This is a genomic window from uncultured Empedobacter sp., from assembly GCF_937930195.1.
GTDB lineage: Bacteria > Bacteroidota > Bacteroidia > Flavobacteriales > Weeksellaceae > Empedobacter > Empedobacter stercoris.
Genome location: NZ_CALGVK010000054.1, coordinates 1 through 19729 on the forward strand (window position 1 = coordinate 1; position 19729 = coordinate 19729).

The 19729-nt window shown below is 32.2% G+C and carries 18 protein-coding genes; 14 read left to right on the top strand and 4 right to left on the bottom strand.

From position 1 onward, the window contains the following. Positions 1-62 precede the first annotated feature (62 nt). Both Q0616_RS02835 and Q0616_RS02840 read left to right on the top strand, forming a co-directional pair. On the top strand, positions 63-839 hold the full coding sequence (locus Q0616_RS02835) for a lipopolysaccharide kinase InaA family protein (RefSeq protein WP_188319010.1): 777 nt from the start codon (positions 63-65) through the stop codon (positions 837-839). Between the two features lie 399 nt (positions 840-1238). After that, positions 1239-1985, top strand: coding sequence for an SDR family NAD(P)-dependent oxidoreductase (locus Q0616_RS02840; protein WP_171623315.1), 747 nt, complete (start codon positions 1239-1241; stop codon positions 1983-1985). Between the two features lie 92 nt (positions 1986-2077). Here the strand turns inward: Q0616_RS02840 and Q0616_RS02845 are convergent, their stop codons facing one another. From Q0616_RS02845 to Q0616_RS02860, 4 genes are all read right to left on the bottom strand, one after another. Next, complete coding sequence (locus Q0616_RS02845; RefSeq protein ID WP_225541827.1) at positions 2078-2992, bottom strand: GYDIA family GHMP kinase; 915 nt, start codon at positions 2990-2992, stop codon at positions 2078-2080. A gap of 5 nt (positions 2993-2997) precedes the next feature. Further along, a complete protein-coding gene (fabD, locus tag Q0616_RS02850; protein ID WP_171623313.1) occupies positions 2998-3876 on the bottom strand; it encodes an ACP S-malonyltransferase in 879 nt (292 codons plus the stop codon). A gap of 65 nt (positions 3877-3941) precedes the next feature. Further along, positions 3942-5837 (bottom strand): glycosyltransferase, encoded by a 1896-nt coding sequence (locus tag Q0616_RS02855; protein WP_298774938.1) that lies wholly within the window; start codon positions 5835-5837, stop codon positions 3942-3944. Positions 5838-5943: 106 nt separating this feature from the next. Beyond that, entirely contained in the window at positions 5944-6759 is an 816-nt protein-coding gene (locus Q0616_RS02860) for a 2,3,4,5-tetrahydropyridine-2,6-dicarboxylate N-succinyltransferase (protein WP_171623311.1), read from the bottom strand. 91 nt (positions 6760-6850) lie between these two features. Here Q0616_RS02860 and ruvX point away from each other — a divergent pair, with 91 nt between their 5' ends. From ruvX to lysS, 12 genes are all read left to right on the top strand, one after another. Next, positions 6851-7264 carry a Holliday junction resolvase RuvX gene (gene ruvX / locus Q0616_RS02865; protein ID WP_171623310.1) on the top strand — a complete coding sequence of 138 codons (414 nt, stop codon included), beginning with the start codon at positions 6851-6853 and terminating at the stop codon, positions 7262-7264. A gap of 44 nt (positions 7265-7308) precedes the next feature. Beyond that, entirely contained in the window at positions 7309-7884 is a 576-nt protein-coding gene (gene def, locus Q0616_RS02870; RefSeq protein ID WP_171623309.1) for a peptide deformylase, read from the top strand. 20 nt (positions 7885-7904) lie between these two features. Beyond that, positions 7905-8498, top strand: coding sequence for a DUF5606 domain-containing protein (locus Q0616_RS02875; RefSeq protein WP_171623308.1), 594 nt, complete (start codon positions 7905-7907; stop codon positions 8496-8498). Between the two features lie 6 nt (positions 8499-8504). Beyond that, on the top strand, positions 8505-9269 hold the full coding sequence (gene mazG / locus Q0616_RS02880; RefSeq protein ID WP_298774944.1) for a nucleoside triphosphate pyrophosphohydrolase: 765 nt from the start codon (positions 8505-8507) through the stop codon (positions 9267-9269). 341 nt (positions 9270-9610) lie between these two features. Further along, complete coding sequence (gene uvrB / locus Q0616_RS02885; protein ID WP_298774946.1) at positions 9611-11602, top strand: excinuclease ABC subunit UvrB; 1992 nt, start codon at positions 9611-9613, stop codon at positions 11600-11602. 20 nt (positions 11603-11622) lie between these two features. Then, complete coding sequence (locus Q0616_RS02890) at positions 11623-12432, top strand: DUF4846 domain-containing protein (protein ID WP_298774948.1); 810 nt, start codon at positions 11623-11625, stop codon at positions 12430-12432. A gap of 84 nt (positions 12433-12516) precedes the next feature. Beyond that, positions 12517-13677: a cysteine desulfurase family protein gene (locus tag Q0616_RS02895; protein ID WP_298774950.1), complete on the top strand. Its 1161-nt coding sequence runs from the start codon at positions 12517-12519 to the stop codon at positions 13675-13677. Beyond that, complete coding sequence (locus tag Q0616_RS02900) at positions 13677-14198, top strand: CvpA family protein (protein WP_260542517.1); 522 nt, start codon at positions 13677-13679, stop codon at positions 14196-14198. The genes Q0616_RS02895 and Q0616_RS02900 overlap by 1 nt, the downstream gene beginning before the upstream one ends. A 208-nt stretch (positions 14199-14406) precedes the next feature. Beyond that, entirely contained in the window at positions 14407-15783 is a 1377-nt protein-coding gene (gene rmuC / locus Q0616_RS02905) for a DNA recombination protein RmuC (protein ID WP_225540311.1), read from the top strand. A 31-nt stretch (positions 15784-15814) separates the two neighbouring features. Then, a complete protein-coding gene (locus Q0616_RS02910; RefSeq protein ID WP_171623301.1) occupies positions 15815-16753 on the top strand; it encodes a hypothetical protein in 939 nt (312 codons plus the stop codon). A gap of 76 nt (positions 16754-16829) precedes the next feature. Beyond that, positions 16830-17807: a hypothetical protein gene (locus Q0616_RS02915; RefSeq protein WP_188319014.1), complete on the top strand. Its 978-nt coding sequence runs from the start codon at positions 16830-16832 to the stop codon at positions 17805-17807. 108 nt (positions 17808-17915) lie between these two features. Further along, the gene (gene lysS / locus Q0616_RS02920; RefSeq protein WP_298774956.1) at positions 17916-19619 is read left to right on the top strand and encodes a lysine--tRNA ligase; all 1704 of its coding nucleotides are present in this window, start codon (positions 17916-17918) and stop codon (positions 19617-19619) included. The last annotated feature ends 110 nt before the right edge of the window (positions 19620-19729 follow it).

Genomic DNA, 19729 nt, shown 5'->3' on the forward strand with positions numbered 1-19729 from the left:
TATCTTTGACAGATTAAAATGAAATATAGTTTTATTCTATATTAATTACAAGATTTTATAAAATGACACAAAAAATTGTCGTAAATAATAATTATCAAACCACATCAAAAGAAATCAAATCTATTATAAACAGTTATGATTTGATTGATGATTATATTGCAAAAGGAACACGAAATTCTATCAAAAAAACCAGATTAGAATCGGGAAAAATTGCCACTATAAAATCTTTCAAAATTCCGAATATTGTCAACAAATTTGTCTATCGTTTTTTTAGAGAATCAAAAGCAAAACGTTCGTACGACTATGCGAATAAATTAATCGATTTAGGTTTTTTGACGCCCTACCCAATTGCGTTTATTGAGAATACATCAACACTTAGTTTTAGAGAAAGTTATTATTTTTGTGAATTAGTTGATGCGGATTTAACTTATCGCGAATTGGTACATGACGAAAAATGGCCAAATAGAACAGAAATTCTAAAACAATTTACTCGTTTTACGTTCAAATTACACGAAGCTGGAATTGAATTTTTGGATCATTCGCCTGGAAATACATTAATTAAACAAATCGGAGATAATCAATACGAATTTTATTTAGTTGATTTGAATCGAATGAATTTTCATGATTCAATGAATTTTGAAACAAGAATGAAAAACTTTTCTCGCCTTACACCACACAAAGAAATGGTTGAAATAATGGCGAAAGAATATGCAATACTCGTTCATAAACCAGAACAGAAGGTAATAAATGCGATGTGGAGCAAAACGGAAGAGTTTCAATTTAAATTTCATCGAAAACAAGCTCGAAAAAAGAAATTAAAAGCCTTAATAGGCAAATAATACAGATAAAAAATATAATCTTGTTCATCTTTTTTGGTCAGGTTTTGTCCACTTCTGTCCTTCATTTTTATAACAAAAAACACTTAAATCAAAATTTACAGAATAACATCAGCTAATAACTAAGCTTTCGTCATGTCTGGAAGACAAAAGATATATTAAAATGCATTGAAGTAAAGCTTGTTGAACCCTTCCATAAACTCAGGACAGGCTCACCGAAGTTTTTTTTTTATTCCTAATAAAGTTATCGAAGTTTAGTTTTAAGCTACACAAGCAGTATTTTATATGATTACTATATAATTAAAAATAAGTAACATTTCCCCACGAGTTATATTATACTGTATTTTTTTCTTAAATTTACTAAAAGCTCTTAACTATTTAAATAATAAAAAATCAAGAATTATGGACAATTTAAACAATCAAATAATTATTGTAACAGGTGGTGCTGCTGGCATTGGTGGTGGAATTACCAGTGAACTTGTAAAAAGAGGTGCATCTGTTATCGCAGTTGATGTTAATGAAGAAGCTGGGTTAGCGATTGAAAAGAAAAACGAAGGAAAGGTGATTTTCTTGAAAGGTGATGTTTCTCAAGAAGCTGTTGCACAGGAAGCTGTTGAATTAGCTTTAACTAAATTTGGTAAACTTACGGGTTTAGTGAATAATGCCCATGTTTCGAGACAAAAACCATTGATGGAACTTACTGAAGATGATTGGTCAATTTCGTTTGATACAGGTTTTAGAGCCACACTTAATTTTATGAAAGCTGCCTACAACGAATTAAAGAAATCAGAAGGTGCTATCGTTAATTTTGGTTCTGGTGCCGCTTTGCAAGGAAGTAGATTTCAAGCAAGTTATGCAGCTGCAAAAGAAGCTATTCGAGGGTTAAGTCGTGTTGCAGCAAATGAATGGGCTGCTGATAATATTCGTGTCAATGTAGTTTGTCCTCTTGCCTTAACAGCTGGAGTTGAGAAATGGAAAGAGAACTTCCCTGAAGATTATAATCACGTAGTAGAAAAAATTCCTTTAGGACGTTTTGGTGATCCTCAAAGTGATGTTGCTCCAATCGTGGCTTTTTTACTTAGTGAAGACAGCAAATATATGACTGGACAGACCTTAATGGCAGATGGTGGCGACATTAAACTTCGCTAAAAACTGTTTAAGTTAAATAAATAATAAAGGAGAAATAATTTAATTTCTCCTTTATTTTTATACTGTATTTTAGAAATATTAAAAAAATAATTTTAAGAATTCTGAATCATTTCAGAAAATGGAATAATCGTGTCATATCCTTTTTCTTTAAAATACTCTTTCATCCCTTCTCTATAAGTAACCAAAACAAAATCGCCCCCCCAAGCTCCAAGACTTTTTACGCTTCCTTCGTAGTCCGAGAAATACAATTCTTTCGCTTTTGGAATTTGCATAAAAGCACCTAATCGATCTTGATATTCAACCATAATAGATTCTAAATCTGTTAAATTATCAACCTTTGTCGCCTGAACAACCAAATCAGAAAGCTCATTAATCATTTGCCAGTCTTTTGGTTTATTCTTGTAATGGTTTCCTACAACCGCCTGTGTATCTTGTTTTTGATTTAGATAAACAAAATATAATTTATCTTTAAAATTCCAATTCAGCTCCAATTCTTCCACCTCTATTCGGGGTTTATTATGAAATAAAATTGGTTTATTATGATGTGCACAAGCGATATCATAACCACTTGTATTGAAAGTCAACTTATTCAATTCGAACGGATTAACATCTATCCATTGACTAATTAAATCGATTAAAGTAGAGCTACTTCCTAAACCCCATTCTTGCGGATATTCTAACTTTGTTAAACATTGATAACTTTTATTAGAATTAAAAAAATCAGAATTTAATGTTTGCGCTTGCTTGAGAATTGTTTGCAAAGATTGACTTAATTGATCATTTGTTGAAGAAATAATATCTAAGTGATCTAAACTCAATTCAGCTTCAAACCATAACGAGTCATCGTATTTAGTTGCTTTCCAACTTATCGTATTTGTATTTTTAGCCGAATCTTCTACAAACAAACATTGCCCATATTTTGTGGGCAATGCAAATGCTTTCGCTCCATCTATTACAATATATTCCCCGATAAGGAATAATTTTCCATTGGAACGGTATGTTTTCATTTTTATTAGATTTGTGCAGAAGAAGTTGACACCTCTCTATTAATTTTCTTCACTAAACCTTGTAAAGTGTTACCTGGTCCTACCTCAATAAACTCAGTTGCACCGTCAGCTATCATTTGTTGAACAGATTGAGTCCATTTTACAGGAGCCGTTAATTGAGCAATTAAATTTTTCTTAATTGCTGCTGGATCGGTAATTGCTGTTGTTGTCACATTTTGATAAACTGGACAAATAGGCGTATTGAATGTCGTTTCCTCAATTGCCTTTGCTAATTCTTCTTCTGCAGATTTCATTAAAGGTGAATGAAAAGCTCCACCAACAGGTAAAACCAAAGCACGCTTAGCACCTAATTCTTTTAATTTTTCACAAGCTAAATTAACTGCTTCAATCTCTCCAGAAATCACTAATTGACCTGGACAATTGTAATTTGCTGCTACCACTACTCCTTCGATTTCTTTACAAGTATCTTCGACAATTTTATCTTCTAAACCTAAAATTGCAGCCATTGTAGAAGGATTTGCTTCACAAGCATCTTGCATGGCTAATGCACGTTTGTACACTAATTTTAATCCCGATTCAAAATCTAAGGTTTCATTAGCAACTAATGCAGAAATTTCACCTAAAGAATGACCTGCAACCATTTCTGGTTTAAAATCAGCTAAGGTTTTTGCTAAAATTACAGAATGTAAAAATACTGCTGGTTGAGTAACTTTTGTTTGTTTTAGATCTTCAGCAGAACCTTCGAACATGATCATTTTTATATCAAATCCTAAGATTTCGTTTGCTTGGTCAAATAATTCTTTTGCTATTTCAGAATTTTCGTACAAGTCTTTACCCATTCCAGAGAATTGAGCACCTTGTCCTGGAAAAACATATGCTTTCATTGTGTTATTTTATAATCTATCGCAAATGTATAATAAAATCTTCAACTTCTTTGCTGAACTACGCTTTATAGCTTCTCATTTCTATAAATTTCGTCTAAATATTTGTATCGATTCGCAACAGAAATTGCGTGTAGTTTTGCAATTGTATAACCATCTTTTCCATCTAAAAAACCAAATCTCATCACGAAATAATTAAAAAAACGATAAGCTGGTTTTATTTTGTAATGAAAAAAATTAGGTTTGAGTTCTTTTTTTCTTAATTCTTGCGCTCTTAATCTTGAATAGCTATTTAATTTAACAAGATATTCCTTTTCATTATCATAAGTAAAATGATCCAATTTATTCTTAAAACAACCAACATTTCCTTGACATTCAATTATTTCATGTACCATGCGCTCAGATTTGTACTGCGATTTCGACTTTCTGAATAAGCGTATCACTTTATCATTTTGCATTCCAGAATATTTGATGTGTTTATTTCTAAAAAAGAATTTTCTATAAACATAATACGCATCAAATTTTGGCTGATTTTTAATAGTAGAAACCATCTCTTTTATCAATTCTGAAGGAATCCCTTCGTCGGCATCAAAAAAGGTAACCCATTCGTTATTTGCCAGTGAAATGGAATAGTTTCGTTGACTCGTAAAATTATCAAACTTACGTTTTACAAATTTTACTTTAGGATTTTGCAACGCTATTTCCTCTGTTTTATCAGTGCTATAAGAATCTACTATAATTATTTCATCAGCATATTGTCCAACATGATTTAAATATCGTTGGATGTTTTTCTCTTCATTATAAGTTATTAGTAAAGCTGTAATTTTAGTAGACATTGATTCTATAGAATAATCTTTTTGAGTTTCTAATTCAACGCTTTTATCTGATTTAAATTGTCGTTCAATTTCATTCTGATCAAGAAATTTTTGTAATTTGTCTTTAAACAATTCAAAATCAAAGAATGAATAGAATTCATCAACTCGTTTTTTTATTCTTCGGTTATTTAGATCTGCAAACTTTTCGGGAAAATAATCTTTCAGATGAACACTTGTATGATTTATTCCATCTTCAAAAGTTGCCCATACATTTTTATCAATCCAAGGAGAAAAAATAATAAATGATTTTTTTCCTACCGCTTTTGTCATGTTTATGGCACCTCCATCATTTCCTACAATCAAATCACATTGATTTGTAATCGCAATAAACTCGCGCAAATCATTACCCAATAGTTCAAAATAAACTTTTGATTGTGTTTCTTTAGACAATTGATTATAAACTTCTTTGGCTTGATCTATTTGTTTTGGAAAATAATTGAATAATAGATTAACATTGAAATGTTGACCAATAAAATCAACCATTTTTGCCATTTTATTCAATGGAAAGGTTTTGGAAGGATCAGAGCCAAGCAAACTAATCATCATTGTTTTTCGAGAAGAATCTACTCCATGTTTTAGGAACAATGATTTCGCGTTCTGAATTTCTGCTTCTGTTAAGTACAACGTTGGTGCCGTAGCCAAAGGAGTTTCAATACCAAGAGGTTTTAACAATGACAAACGATGTTCTATTGCCAAACCAAGATATGATTTTGGTTCGTTGTGTTTGACTACATTATCGGTATACAAAAATGTTCGACCTGGTTTTTTGTAGGATATTTTTTTGGGTGCGTTGTTAATGAACACATTTATCCAACTTTGTAGTTTTGAATAAGCGTCTATGACAACGTCATATTTATTTTGATTAATTTTTTTAGAAAATCGAATCAATTTCTTTAATCCTTTGTTTTCTTTCTCGTCAAAAATAATTTTATGATCGATGTAAGGATTGTTTTCTAAAACTGGTAATGTGTTACTGTTAATTAAATAATCAATAGTTGCGTGTGGATAAGCTTTTTTGATATTTTCGCACAACAATGAAGTGATTAAAACATCGCCAATCATTTTGTGTTGGATAATCAAAACTTTCATAAAACATAGTTATACAGCAAAACTACTAAATAATGTTTGATTGAAATAAAAAAATCCTCATCAAACTGATGAGGATTGCTATTTTTTTTAAAAAATTGCTTTTAAATTATACTGCTACATTGTGCTCACGTAAAGCATCATTTAGAGAAGTCTTTTTATCCGTAGATTCTTTACGTTGTCCGATGATTAATGCACAAGGAACTTGGTATTCGCCTGCAGCAAATTTTTTCGTGTAAGAACCAGGAATAACCACAGAACGTGCAGGAACAAATCCTTTCATTTCTACTGGCTGATCACCTGTAACATCAATAATTTTTGTAGATGCAGTTAACACTACATTTGCACCTAAAACCGCTTCTTTCCCAACATGTACACCTTCTACGACTATACAACGAGAACCGATAAATGCATTATCTTCGATAATTACAGGAGCGGCTTGCAATGGCTCTAAAACACCTCCAATACCAACACCACCAGATAAGTGTACATTTTTACCAATTTGTGCACAAGAACCTACAGTTGCCCATGTATCCACCATTGTTCCTTCGTCAACATACGCTCCAATATTTACATAAGAAGGCATTAAAATAACTCCAGAAGAAATATACGCACCATAGCGAGCAACAGCATTTGGCACAACACGAATTCCTTTTTCAGCATAGTTACGTTTCAATTCCATTTTATCATGGTATTCAAAAATTCCTGCTTCTAACGTTTCCATTTTTTGAATAGGGAAATACATAACAACTGCTTTTTTCACCCATTCATTTACTTGCCAACCATCTGCTACTGGTTCTGCACAACGCAATTGTCCATTATCAATCAACTCAATTACCTCTCTAATTGCTGCTTGTGTTGCATCTTCTTGTAACAATTCTCTATTGTCCCAAGCTTTCTCTATGATTTGTTTTAAATTCTCCATCTTTATTAATAATAGCCACAAATATAAAAATTATAATCAAGGGATTTCATAGAGATTATTTATTATTGAATCGTTTTTATAAATTTGCCAAATGTCAAGAATATTAGCGTTAGATTACGGAGGAAAAAGAACAGGCGTTGCCGTAACCGATGAATTGCAAATTATAGCTTCGCCTTTGGATACCATTGAAACCTCAAAATTGATGGATTTCTTGAAACAATATATCGAGAAAGAAAACGTTTCTGACCTTGTCGTTGGATTATCTGTTCGCTTTTCAGGAGAATTAAATGAGATTGAAAATCAAATACAACCTTTTTTAAAAAAGTTTTCAGCACAATTTCCATTGATTAAAATTCATCGTGAAAATGAGATGTTTACTTCTAAAATGGCTTCGCGAGCTATGTTCGAAGGTGGAATGAAAAAGAAAAAACGTCAAGAAAAGGGTATGGTAGATAAAGTGAGTGCTGTAATAATTTTACAATCATTTTTATCACATAAACTATAACAAATCGTATCTTTGCCGATAAATTAATAAAAAAAGATCAGAAAATGGTATTACCAGTTGTAGCTTACGGAGATCCTGTCTTACGTAAAGTTTCACAAGATATAGATCAAGATTATAAAAATCTACACGAACTGATCGAAAACATGTTCGATACAATGTACGACTCGAATGGAGTTGGTATCGCAGCACCGCAGATCGGAAAAAATATACGTTTATTTGTCGTTGATTGTTCACCTTTCGAAGAGGATGAAGATTATGATGATGTAAAAGAAGAATTGAAAAATTTTAAACGCGTTTTCATCAATCCTAAAAAAATCAGCAGTTCTGAAGGAGATGAATGGGCATTTACAGAAGGATGTTTGAGTATTCCTCACATCCATGAAGATGTTACACGTCCAGAATCGGTAACATTAGAATTTTTTGATGAAAATTGGGTAAAACATACCGAAACTTTTTCGGATATTCGTGCTCGTGTTATTCAACATGAATACGACCATTTGGAAGGAAAGCTTTTTATTGACTATATTTCGAGCTTTAAAAAGAAATTAATAAGTAATAAATTAAAAAATATAACAAAAGGGAAAGTAAACACGAGTTACAAAATGAAATTCCCTTCATAGACCCTTAAACATAATAGAATATGGATTTATCAAGAGTTATCGCAATTTCAGGAAAACCAGGATTATACCGTTTAATTTCTCAAACAAGAGGAGGTTTCGTTGTTGAAGATTTAGAAAAAGGTAAAAAAATCTCAATCGCATCTAACTACAATGTTAGTTTATTAGACAATGTAGCAATTTACGGTGTATCACAAGAGTTTCCTTTAGCAGAAGTTTTCTTCAGAATTTACAAGAAAGAAAACGGTGGAGAAACAATCGACCACAAATCTTCTGGAACAGAATTGCGTAAATATATGGAAGAAGTTTTACCAGAATATGACGATTCAAGAGTTTACGATTCTGATTTGAAAAAATTATTTCAATGGTATAATATCTTACACAAAAACGGATTATTAAACATCGACTTAGCTGCTGTAGAAGCTGCAATGGCTGCTCAACAAGCACAAGAAGCTCCAGTTGTTGAAACTCCTGCAGAAGAAGTTGTAGCAGAAGAAAAACCAAAAAAGAAAGCACCTGCAAAAAAGGCTGCTGACAAAAAAGATGCTGAAGAAAAACCAGCTAAAAAAACAGCTGCTAAAAAATCAACAGCTAAAAAAGATAAAGACGCTGAATAATTAGAAATGAATACACGTAAAAATCAATTACGAGCTTTCGAAAGATTGTTAGATATAATGGATAAATTACGTGAAAAGTGTCCATGGGATCGTAAACAAACGATGGAAACGTTGCGTACGTTATCTATAGAAGAAATTTATGAGCTTTCGGATGCCATTATCGAAAAAGATTCGGATGAAATAAAAAAAGAACTAGGTGATGTTTTTCTTCACCTGGTTTTTTATTCTAAAATAGCATCAGAGCAACAAAACTTCGACGTAGCTGATGTTTTAAATGGTATTTGTGACAAATTAATTCATCGTCATCCGCATATCTATGGGGATGTAGAAGCAAATACTGAAGAAAAAGTACTTCAAAATTGGGAACAAATCAAATTAAAAGAAGGAAACAAATCTGTCCTTTCTGGTGTTCCTACTTCTCTCCCAGCAATGGTAAAAGCCTATCGAATTCAAGACAAAGTAAAAGGTGTTGGATTTGAATTTGAAAATTCTGAACAAGTTTTTGATAAAATTGTAGAAGAAATTAACGAATTTAAAAACGAAGAAAATCCTTTGGATAAAGAGATGGAATTTGGCGATATTTTATTTTCTTTAATTAATTATGGACGATTCAATGGAATTAATTCAGAAGATGCATTAGAACGATCGAACAAAAAATTTATCCGTCGTTTTCAAAAGTTAGAAGAAATCGCAAAAGAAAATAATCAAAACATTGCCGATTTGACGATTTCTGAATTAGAAAACTTATGGAATTTAGCGAAAATTCGCTAGTGTAAAATTGACACTACTAAATGTATTTGATTTTACGAAAACGTTGTAATCAGACGTTTTAACATTATTATAGATATCTTTTATCGACACCAATAAAACAAAGTATTATCATTTATTGTGCACGCACAAAAAACCGACCTATATTTGCAATGGTTATAGCGGGCAATAGCTTGTAATAATGGAAGGAAGTTTGTTTACTAAGTAAACAGTTTTCTCATTTTTTTGTGGTTTTGATGAAAAGGTGACTTAAAGTCGCCTTTTTATTTTTTTATCCGTTTCTTCTTTTAAAACCAACATTTCTCAACACTCATTTTTAACTGAATTATTTGTAAATTTGTAGAATGCAATTTCAATTAAATTCTGAATTCAAGCCTACAGGTGATCAACCAAAAGCTATCGAAGAATTATCAAGAGGTATTCTTAGTCATGATCGTTATCAAACACTTTTAGGTGTCACTGGTTCTGGTAAAACATTTACGATTGCCAATGTTGTACAAAATGTTCAACGCCCTACCTTGGTTTTAGCGCATAACAAAACGTTAGCAGCTCAATTGTACATGGAATTCAAAGAGTTTTTTCCGAATAACGCAGTCGAATATTTTGTATCCTATTACGATTACTATCAACCCGAAGCTTATATCCCTTCTTCAGGAACCTATATCGAAAAGGATTTATCAATTAACGAAGAAATCGAAAAGTTACGATTAAGTACAACTTCTTCTCTACTCTCTGGTCGTCGTGACATTTTAGTAGTCGCTTCGGTTTCGTGTTTATATGGAATTGGAAATCCAACAGAATTTCATAAAAATGTAATTCAGATTGAAACTGGACAAATTATTTCCCGAACAGCTTTTTTACATAAATTGGTTCAGGCATTATATTCGAGAACTGAAGGACTTTTTCAACGCGGAAATTTCAGAATTAAAGGCGATACGTTAGATATTTTTCCAGCTTACGCAGATGACGGAATTCGAATTAATTTCTTTGGAGATGAGATCGAAGAAATTTCAGTTTTTAATGTTGAAACAGGTAAAACTTCTACCAAATTAGATAAAATTAATATTTATCCTGCTAATTTATTTGTAACTTCTAAAGATACCTTAAATGGCGCTATTGCTGATATTCAAATTGATTTAGGAAAACAAGTTGATTATTACAAAGAAATTGGAAAACATCTCGAAGCTAAACGTCTGCAAGAACGCACAGAATTTGATTTGGAGATGATCAAAGAATTAGGATACTGTTCTGGAATAGAAAATTATTCAAGATACTTAGATGGTCGCGAACCTGGAACTCGTCCCTTCTGTTTGTTAGATTATTTCCCTGAAGATTATTTGATGGTCATCGACGAATCTCACGTTACAGTTTCTCAAGTTCATGCCATGTACGGAGGAGACCGTTCTCGTAAAGAGAATTTGGTCGAATATGGTTTTAGACTTCCAGCTGCAATGGACAATCGTCCTTTAAAATTTGAAGAATTTGAAGCTTTACAAAATCAAGTGATTTATGTTTCGGCTACGCCAGCAAATTACGAGTTAGAAAAATCAGAAGGAATTGTTGTAGAACAAGTCATTCGTCCAACAGGATTATTAGATCCAATTATCGAAATTCGTCCTACACAAAACCAAGTAGATGATTTGATGGAAGAAATCAATAAACGTGTTGAGTTAGACGAACGTGTTTTGGTGACAACTTTAACCAAACGAATGGCAGAAGAATTAACGAAATACTTAACTAAATACGGCGTTCGTTGTCGCTACATTCACTCTGATGTTGACACTTTAGAACGTGTTCAAATTATGGCTGATTTGCGTACAGGACTATTTGATGTATTGGTTGGTGTTAATCTTTTGAGAGAAGGTTTAGATTTACCCGAAGTTTCTTTGGTTGCAATATTAGATGCTGATAAAGAAGGGTTCTTAAGAAGTCATCGTTCGTTAACACAAACAGTTGGTCGTGCAGCGAGAAATATCAACGGTTTGGCGATTATGTACGCAGATCGTATAACAGACAGTATGCAATTAACGATAGACGAAACTAATCGTCGTCGTGAAATACAAATGCAATACAACAAAGAACACAATAAAGTTCCACAAGCACTAAACAAAAAAATTACAAAGCTAAGTTTAGCGGCAGCAGAATTTGAAGAAAATCCATACGAACAAAAACATTTGATTCAGCAAGCTGCGGAAATTAATGAAAACTATTCAACCGAAGATAAAGATAAGTTGGTACAAAAATTGCAGAAGGAAATGGAAAAAGCTGCAAAAAATTTAGATTTTATAAAAGCAGCCGAGTTGAGAGATCAAATTCAACTCTTAACCAAAGAATAGTACGTTTTTTTTCTGTTTCAATGAAATTTTTAAGTTTTACATTTATATTAATATTTACTCTTTTCACCTCTTGTAATACACATATTCTAAAATCTTCTACGAATAATGAATTAATAGAAAATGAAGAGTATAGTATCATTCATCCTCGTGAATTGAAGATTTTTAAACGTTTTGATACGCCTCCAAATTTCTTAAGAAATCAAAATTATAATAACTTTGGAAAATGGTTAAATAATATTTCGCTTAAAAATAGCAATACCCCCGTTTATACTTTTGACGGTCAAAAAAAACCTAATCCTAATATTTATGTTGGAGTTTTAGATTTAGAACAACCCAAAAAAAATGTTCAGTTTAATGCAAATGCAGTTATGAGCTTGCGCTTGGAATATTTTTATCGTTCCAAAAAATATCTTGAAATGGATAAATTGGCAAAAGTTTCAACTCAACCAATTCCTTATTCAAAATATGTAAATGGCGATCATTCTTATTCAAAATACATTGAATATTTACAATATTACTTAGAAAACACCAATTCGAATACCATGTCTGAGTTAATGAAGCCTATCAACCTCAAAGATTTACAAATAGGCGATGTTTTCTTGCAAAAAGGAAGTATAAAAAATCATGCTGTTATCGTGATGGATCTTGCTGAAGATAACTTAGGAAACAAACTCTTTATTCTGGCGCAAAGCTATTATCCAAGCCAAGATTTACAAATTATCACGAATCCAAGCAATGATTTAATATCTCCTTGGTATATGGCAAAAGAAGGCGTTCTATTAACGCCTGAATGGCGATTTTTAACTTCGGATCTAATGCGTTTTAAATAACAATTTACTTTTTCAATCGTTTCATTTTACTTAAATTTGTTGATCAAAACCCAATAATTAATTAATACAGTAAAATAATCGATAATGCAAAGAGTATATTTAGACAATGCAGCAACAACAGCAATTCGTCCAGAAGTAGTAGACGAAATGGCTCATGTGATGAAAAACATTTTTGGTAACCCATCTTCTACTCACGTTTTTGGTAGAGAAGCCAAAGCATTGATCGAAATGTCAAGGAAAAATATTGCGCAACGATTAAACGTTTCTCCTGCCGAAATTTATTTCACTTCTTGTGGAACAGAATCTAACAACACAATTATTCGTTCTTGTATTAATGATTTGGGCGTTACTCGAATCATTACATCTGATATGGAGCACAAATGTGTGCAAGAAAGCGTAAAAGACGTTGAAAATAGAGCCAATATTGAAGTCGTTAAATTGAATATTTTAAAAGACGGAAATATCGATTATGCTCAATTAGAAGAAGTATTAAAAGATCAATCTAAAAAAACATTGGTTTCCTTAATGCATGCAAACAACGAAATTGGAAACTTAACAGACGTGAAAGCAATTTCTAAAATGTGTCAAGAAAATAATGCATTATTCCATACCGACACAGTACAAACTGTTGGTCATTATGATTTAGATTTTCAAGATTTGGGAATGGATTTCGCTTCTTGCTCTGCTCATAAAATTCATGGTCCAAAAGGTGCTGGGTTCTTGTATGCTAAAAAAGCATCACATATCAAACCATTGATTGCTGGTGGTGGACAAGAAAGAGGTTTACGTTCTGGAACAGAAAATGTATACGGAATTGTTGGTCTTTCAAAATCATTAGACTTGGCTTTAGATGAATTAGAAGCACATGTAAAACACATCAAAGAAATCAAACAATATACGATTGATCAATTAAAAAAAGCAATTCCAGGTGTCGCTTTTAACGGACTTTCTGAAGATTTAGACAAAAGTTTATACGCTTTATTAAGCATCAAATTACCATTTCACGACACATTAATTGGTTTCGAATTAGAATTGGCAGGTATCGCAGTTTCTCAAGGAAGTGCATGCAGTTCTGGTGCAGCTAAAGTTTCATTAGTCATGCAAACATTATATACAGAAGAAGAAATCGATCAAATGACGCCTTTACGTGTTTCGTATTCGTATGAAACAACTAAAGAGGAGATTGATATTCTAATCGGTACCTTGAAAAAAATCGCTGAAAAGCATCAATTACAAAACGCTTAATGTCAGATTTTAATCAACTTGATATCCTCATCCTAATTGCATTAGCTTTGGGGTTTATCAATGGATTTTTCAAAGGATTTATTTCACAATTAATTGGTTTAGTCGGATTTTTTGTCGCAATTTGGTTAAGTTTTAAATTTTATCAAATCATTGAAATTTATGTCGATGCTTACAATATCGTCGCTGATAGTTTAACTTCAATAGTTGCCTTAATAATCACCTTTGCGTTAGCTTTTTTCACCATAAAGTTAGCCTCAAGTATCACGCAAAAAACCGTCGAAGCAATTGGTTTAGGAATCATAAATCGATTTGGTGGAGCAGCTTTAGGATTAATTATTTCATTATTATTATCCGCAAGTGTTTTGTATTACGCAGATCCAATTTTAGAATTAGGTTTTAAAGAAACAAAAGACGAAAGTCAAATTTTACCTATTCTAAATGAAAGTTCTCAAATCATCAAAAACTCCATCTTCGAGACAAAAGATAATCTACGAAACGTATCAAACGATTCTATAAAATAACATAATTAAAAACAAGAAGCTTCTTATCAGCTAACAAGAAGCTTCTCGATACCCAAAAGGAAGCTTCTCTTTACACAAAAGGAAGCTTCTCGTTTTGCAACGAGAGGCTTCTTATTTTATAATTAGAAAGTCTTTTTTAGTTAAATAAAATCTACTAACGACATCTTATGTCGGATAAAATCGTTCCTTTGTTCTAAATTTATCATCCATGAACAGCGCAATTATCTTAACAGCCCTTCTTTTTTTTATCATTGGTGCTGTAATCAGTTTTTTATATGCTAAATCTAAAGCAAATTCAGCCATAATTGGAAATGAAATAAAATACCAAGAACTTCAGAAACAATATGAATCGTTAAAAAGTGAGTTTATCGAAATAAAAGATGATGCCAATTTCAATTTGGATCAATGGCAAAAAGAACGCGAAAAAAATACGGAATTAACCGTCCGTCATCAAGAAGCGATAAAAGCAGTTGAAGAACAGAAATCATTTATGCTTGAAACAAACGAACGATTAAAAGAGCAATTCGAAGCACTATCAGCTCAAGTTTTGAGAAGTAATAATGAACAATTTCTTGATTTAGCAAAAACGACGTTAGACAAACACTTTTCTGATTCGAAGAATGATTTGGAAAAACGTCAACAAGCCATTGATTCTTTGATCAAACCTTTGAATGAAAGCTTAAATAAATTTGATGGAAAAATTTCTGAAATTGAAAAGGCACGTGAAGGTGCATATTCAGAAATAAAAGTTTTCTTAGATTCGATGCGTGGCACAACGGATAAATTACAAAAAGAAACCAACACGTTAGTTTCTGCACTTAAAACTTCGCACACAAGAGGAAAATATGGTGAAATAGGTTTGCGTCGTGTCGTTGAATTTGCTGGCATGTCATCTTTTTGCGATTTCGAAGAACAAACTTCTGTACAATCTGAAAATGGTTTACTTCGTCCCGATTTAATTGTTAATCTTCCAGGAAATCGTAAAGTAATCGTGGACTCTAAAGTTCCATTGAACCAGTATATGATGGCTTTTGAAACGGAAGATGAAACCCAAAGGAAACATCATTTGCAACTACATGCAAAAGCAGTGCGCGAACATCTAAAGAATTTAAGCTCTAAAGCCTATTGGAATCAATATACCGAAGCACCAGATTATGTGGTGATGTATCTACAAATTGAAAGTTCTTTTGGTGCAGCCTTAGAATTGGAGCGAACTTTGATAGAGGATGCTCTAAACAATAGAATAATTATTGCAACACCCACTACTTTGATTACAATGCTTCGTACAATTGCGTTTAGCTGGCAACAATTAAATGTTGCAGAAAATATATATCAAATGCGCGATGCTGGAATCGAATTATACAATCGTGTAAACGTTTTAATTCAACATTTAGCCACAGTTGGTCATAATTTAAATCAGGCAACACAAAGTTATAATAAAGCGATTGGATCGCTTGAAAACCGCTTTATTCCTCAGGTGAAAAAGCTGAAAGAAATAGGTGGTACTTTGATGGAAAAAGAAATTTCAGAAACTAAGCCTGTCGACACAATGATTCGTGCAATAAATAACGTAGATATTCAATAATCATTCTATATTTGTACAACTATTGAAGAGAATGAAAACAAGTCTATTTACCTTGATTTTACTATATTCTCCTGCTATTTTTGGGCAGGTAAATTTTGAAGAGAAATCTGTTCAGGTAAAACCAAATTTAGAACTAAATAAAGTATACAACTATTCATTTACAGATCGTAACTTCTCGATTTCTGTAAATGATACTGTGTCTAAAGTTGTCAACCAATCATACAAATCGGTTGAACTGATGGATAAAAATGAATTTGCCAACAAGTACACATTTATCAATGGTAAAAATCATTCGAATGATCCTGATGATTTCTACCGCGATTTCATCAATAATTCTGAAGGATTGGAATATCAATTTACGACAAATCCTTCTGGTGAATTTTTAGAATTATTGAATACTCCTCAGATTGAAGAAAAATTGCTTAAAATAACAGATCGACTTTCTAAACAACGTAAAAAATCTGAAGATTATAAAGCTAACATTGCACACATCGAAGAAATGATCAAATCAAAAACCTATGTACCCTACGTTTTTGAACAAGAAGTGCATGTTTTCAGTTATTTCAATGGGCAATATTTTCGTTTAGGCGAAAATTATGAAGGAAGATCTGTCCAAGAAAATATTTTTGGTTTCCCTATTTCATCAACAACCAACACTTATCTAAAGGATCTTAACAAAGAGCAAGGGACTTATACCATTGTTTCTGACCAAAATTTGAGCAAGGATGATTTTGAAAAATTATGGGAAGAAATGGCGTATTATATGCTAAATGATGCCAAATTGAATTTATCTCAAGAACAAGTAAAAAAAGAGATTAAAAAATATTCGGAAACGGTAGAACTGAAAGTAAAGTATGAGAATACCTACAACTTGAATTCTATTCTTTTAAAATCTGAATATTTATTCAGTTTAAATATTGGTGCTAAAAAAACGGTTAATCACTTAAGCATTAAATTATTGAATGATTAAACTTTTATTTTTTAGTGATTTAAAGAACCTTTTAAAATAATTTGGTTTATTTTTGACTTAGACTTGATACTTTTTAATGAAAATTAATTTTACATATTATCTGTTTTTTCTATTTTTTTCGATAAAAATTTTCGCTCAGAATCCTGTTCAAGATAGTATTTCACCGATAATAAATGATTCGATTTCTGATAAAACAGAAGAAACAGTCATTTTTCCGAAAACTTATTGGAATGTAGGTGATGAAAAAAGATACAATGTAACAGCAAGCGAAGTGAAATTGGAAGATGATACCATTGCGCATCAAGAACAATATACTTATAACGTTATTGTTCAAGTTGAGAATATTTATCAAAATGAAACAATTGTAAAATGGAATTTTAGAAATGTACAATTCAATTCTAAATCCTATTTAAACAATCCTTTTTCGTTGGTTAATAATGTTTCTATTTCATTTAAAATAGATCAAGACGGAAGATTTTTAGAGTTTACAAATCTTGATAAAACGTTAAAAGAATTAATCTTATCTGCTGAAGATTTAGAAAATAAATACTTGGATAATCCATCTGCAATAGCGATTATTAAAAAGAATTTACAATATTATTCGACCGATGAAAACATCGTCAAATTATTTGATAAAGATATTCGTCAATTTCATCATTTTTATGGAAAGAGTACTTTTACTTTAGAGAGTGCTCCTTTTGTGTATCAATCGTACATGGACAATTTATTTAGCGCTTCTCCTACTCCAGCTTCTACGGAATTAAAGTTAAATGAAATTGGAATTTCTCAAACAAATTACATTATGTCGAGTTTTCAGGAAGCAGACAAAGAATGGCTTGCAAATTCTTGGTACACCTATCTAAAAGAATTGGCTACAAAATTAGGAACTGAGCAACCATCAGAAGATCGATTAAAAGACGATATCAAATATTACGTTAAAATGACGTCGCGTATCAAGGATAATGGTTGGCTTTCGTACAGTATCGAAACCAAAAAAGTAAAATTCCAAGATACAGATTATACCTTAGAGCGTCGTTTTGAGCTTGTCAACTAAAACATGCATCAATACTGATATTTCTTACCCTTATTAAATCATAAAAACTACGTGAATCAGGATTATTTTTCATAATTTTGCTTTCATTTTATATAAATTATATTCACTATGCAATTGTCTGAACAAGAAATTATTCGTAGAGAAAAACTACAACAATTAAGAGACTTAGGTGTTGAGCCTTACCCTGCCGAAGAATTCGTGGTAACTTCTAATTCGAAAGAAATTAAGGAAAAGTACGAAGAAGGAAAGGTAGTCAAGCTTGCCGGACGATTGATGAGTGTTCGTGTAATGGGAAAAGCATCTTTCGCAGAATTACAAGATAGCGAAGGTCGTATTCAGCTGTATGTATCAAGAGATGACATCTCTTCATCAGAAGAAGGAATCGAATACAATACTATTTTCAAGAAATTGATGGACATAGGAGATTTCATTGGAATCGAAGGATACGAATTCAAAACTAAAGTGGGTGAAATTTCTGTTCATGTAACAAAATTAACATTGTTATCAAAAACTTTACGTCCATTACCAATCGTTAAAACAGACGACGAAGGCCACGTATTTGATGCCTTTACAGATCCAGAATTACGTTATCGTATGCGTTACGTGGATATGGTTGTAAACCCTCATGTCAAAGAAATTTTCTTAAAACGTACACGTTTATTCAACGCTATGCGCAATTTCTTCAACGATCGTGGATACATGGAAGTAGAAACTCCTATCTTACAATCAATTCCTGGAGGTGCAGCAGCTCGTCCGTTTATTACACATCATAACGCATTAGATATTCCATTATATTTAAGAATCGCAAACGAATTATACTTAAAAAGATTAATCGTTGGTGGTTTTGATGGTGTTTACGAATTTTCTAAAAACTTCCGTAACGAAGGAATGGACCGTACACACAATCCAGAATTTACAGCAATGGAAATTTATGTTGCTTACAAAGATTACAACTGGATGATGGATTTCACAGAACAACTATTAGAGCACTGTGCTATCGCCGTCAATGGAACTTCTGAAGCTACTTTTGGAGAACATAAAATCAATTTTAAAGCGCCTTACAAACGAGTAACAATGCGTCAAGCAATTATGGATTTTACAGGTTTTGACATCGATGGTAAATCTGAAGCTGAATTATTTGAAGCAGCAAAAAGTATGGGAATCGAGGTTGATGATACAATGGGTAAAGGAAAACTAATTGATGAAATTTTCGGTGAAAAATGTGAAGGAAATTACATTCAACCAACTTTCATTACCGATTATCCAAAAGAAATGTCGCCATTGACAAAACAACACCGCGATAATCCTGAATTAACTGAACGTTTCGAATTAATGGTTTGTGGAAAAGAAATCGCAAACTCATATTCAGAATTAAATGATCCAATCGATCAACGTGAACGTTTCGAAGAACAATTAAAATTATCTGCAAAAGGTGACGACGAAGCAGGAGAATTTATTGACGAAGATTTCTTACGTGCTTTAGAATTCGGAATGCCGCCTACAGGTGGTTTAGGAATCGGTATGGACCGTTTGATTATGTTCTTAACAAACAATCCATCTATTCAAGAAGTTTTATTCTTCCCTCAAATGCGTCCAGAAAAAGCTGCACCAGCCTACGAATTGACAGAAGAAGAAACTAAAATTATTGAAATCTTAAAAGCTAACGAAAACATTGATTTAAATGAATTAAAGTCTCAAGCTGCTTTGAGCGGTAAAAAATGGGACAAATCAATGAAGAATTTAGCAAAATATAACTTGACTAAAGTAACTGTAGATGGCGATGCCAAAACGGTTGCATATTTAGCCGAGTAAATTATTACCCTTTCATCTATATTTAAAAGCTCAACTTCAGTTGGGCTTTTTTTATGGCGTTCCCTCGCCAACAAAATTATAATTAAATAGTAAAAAATTCCTACGCTCGG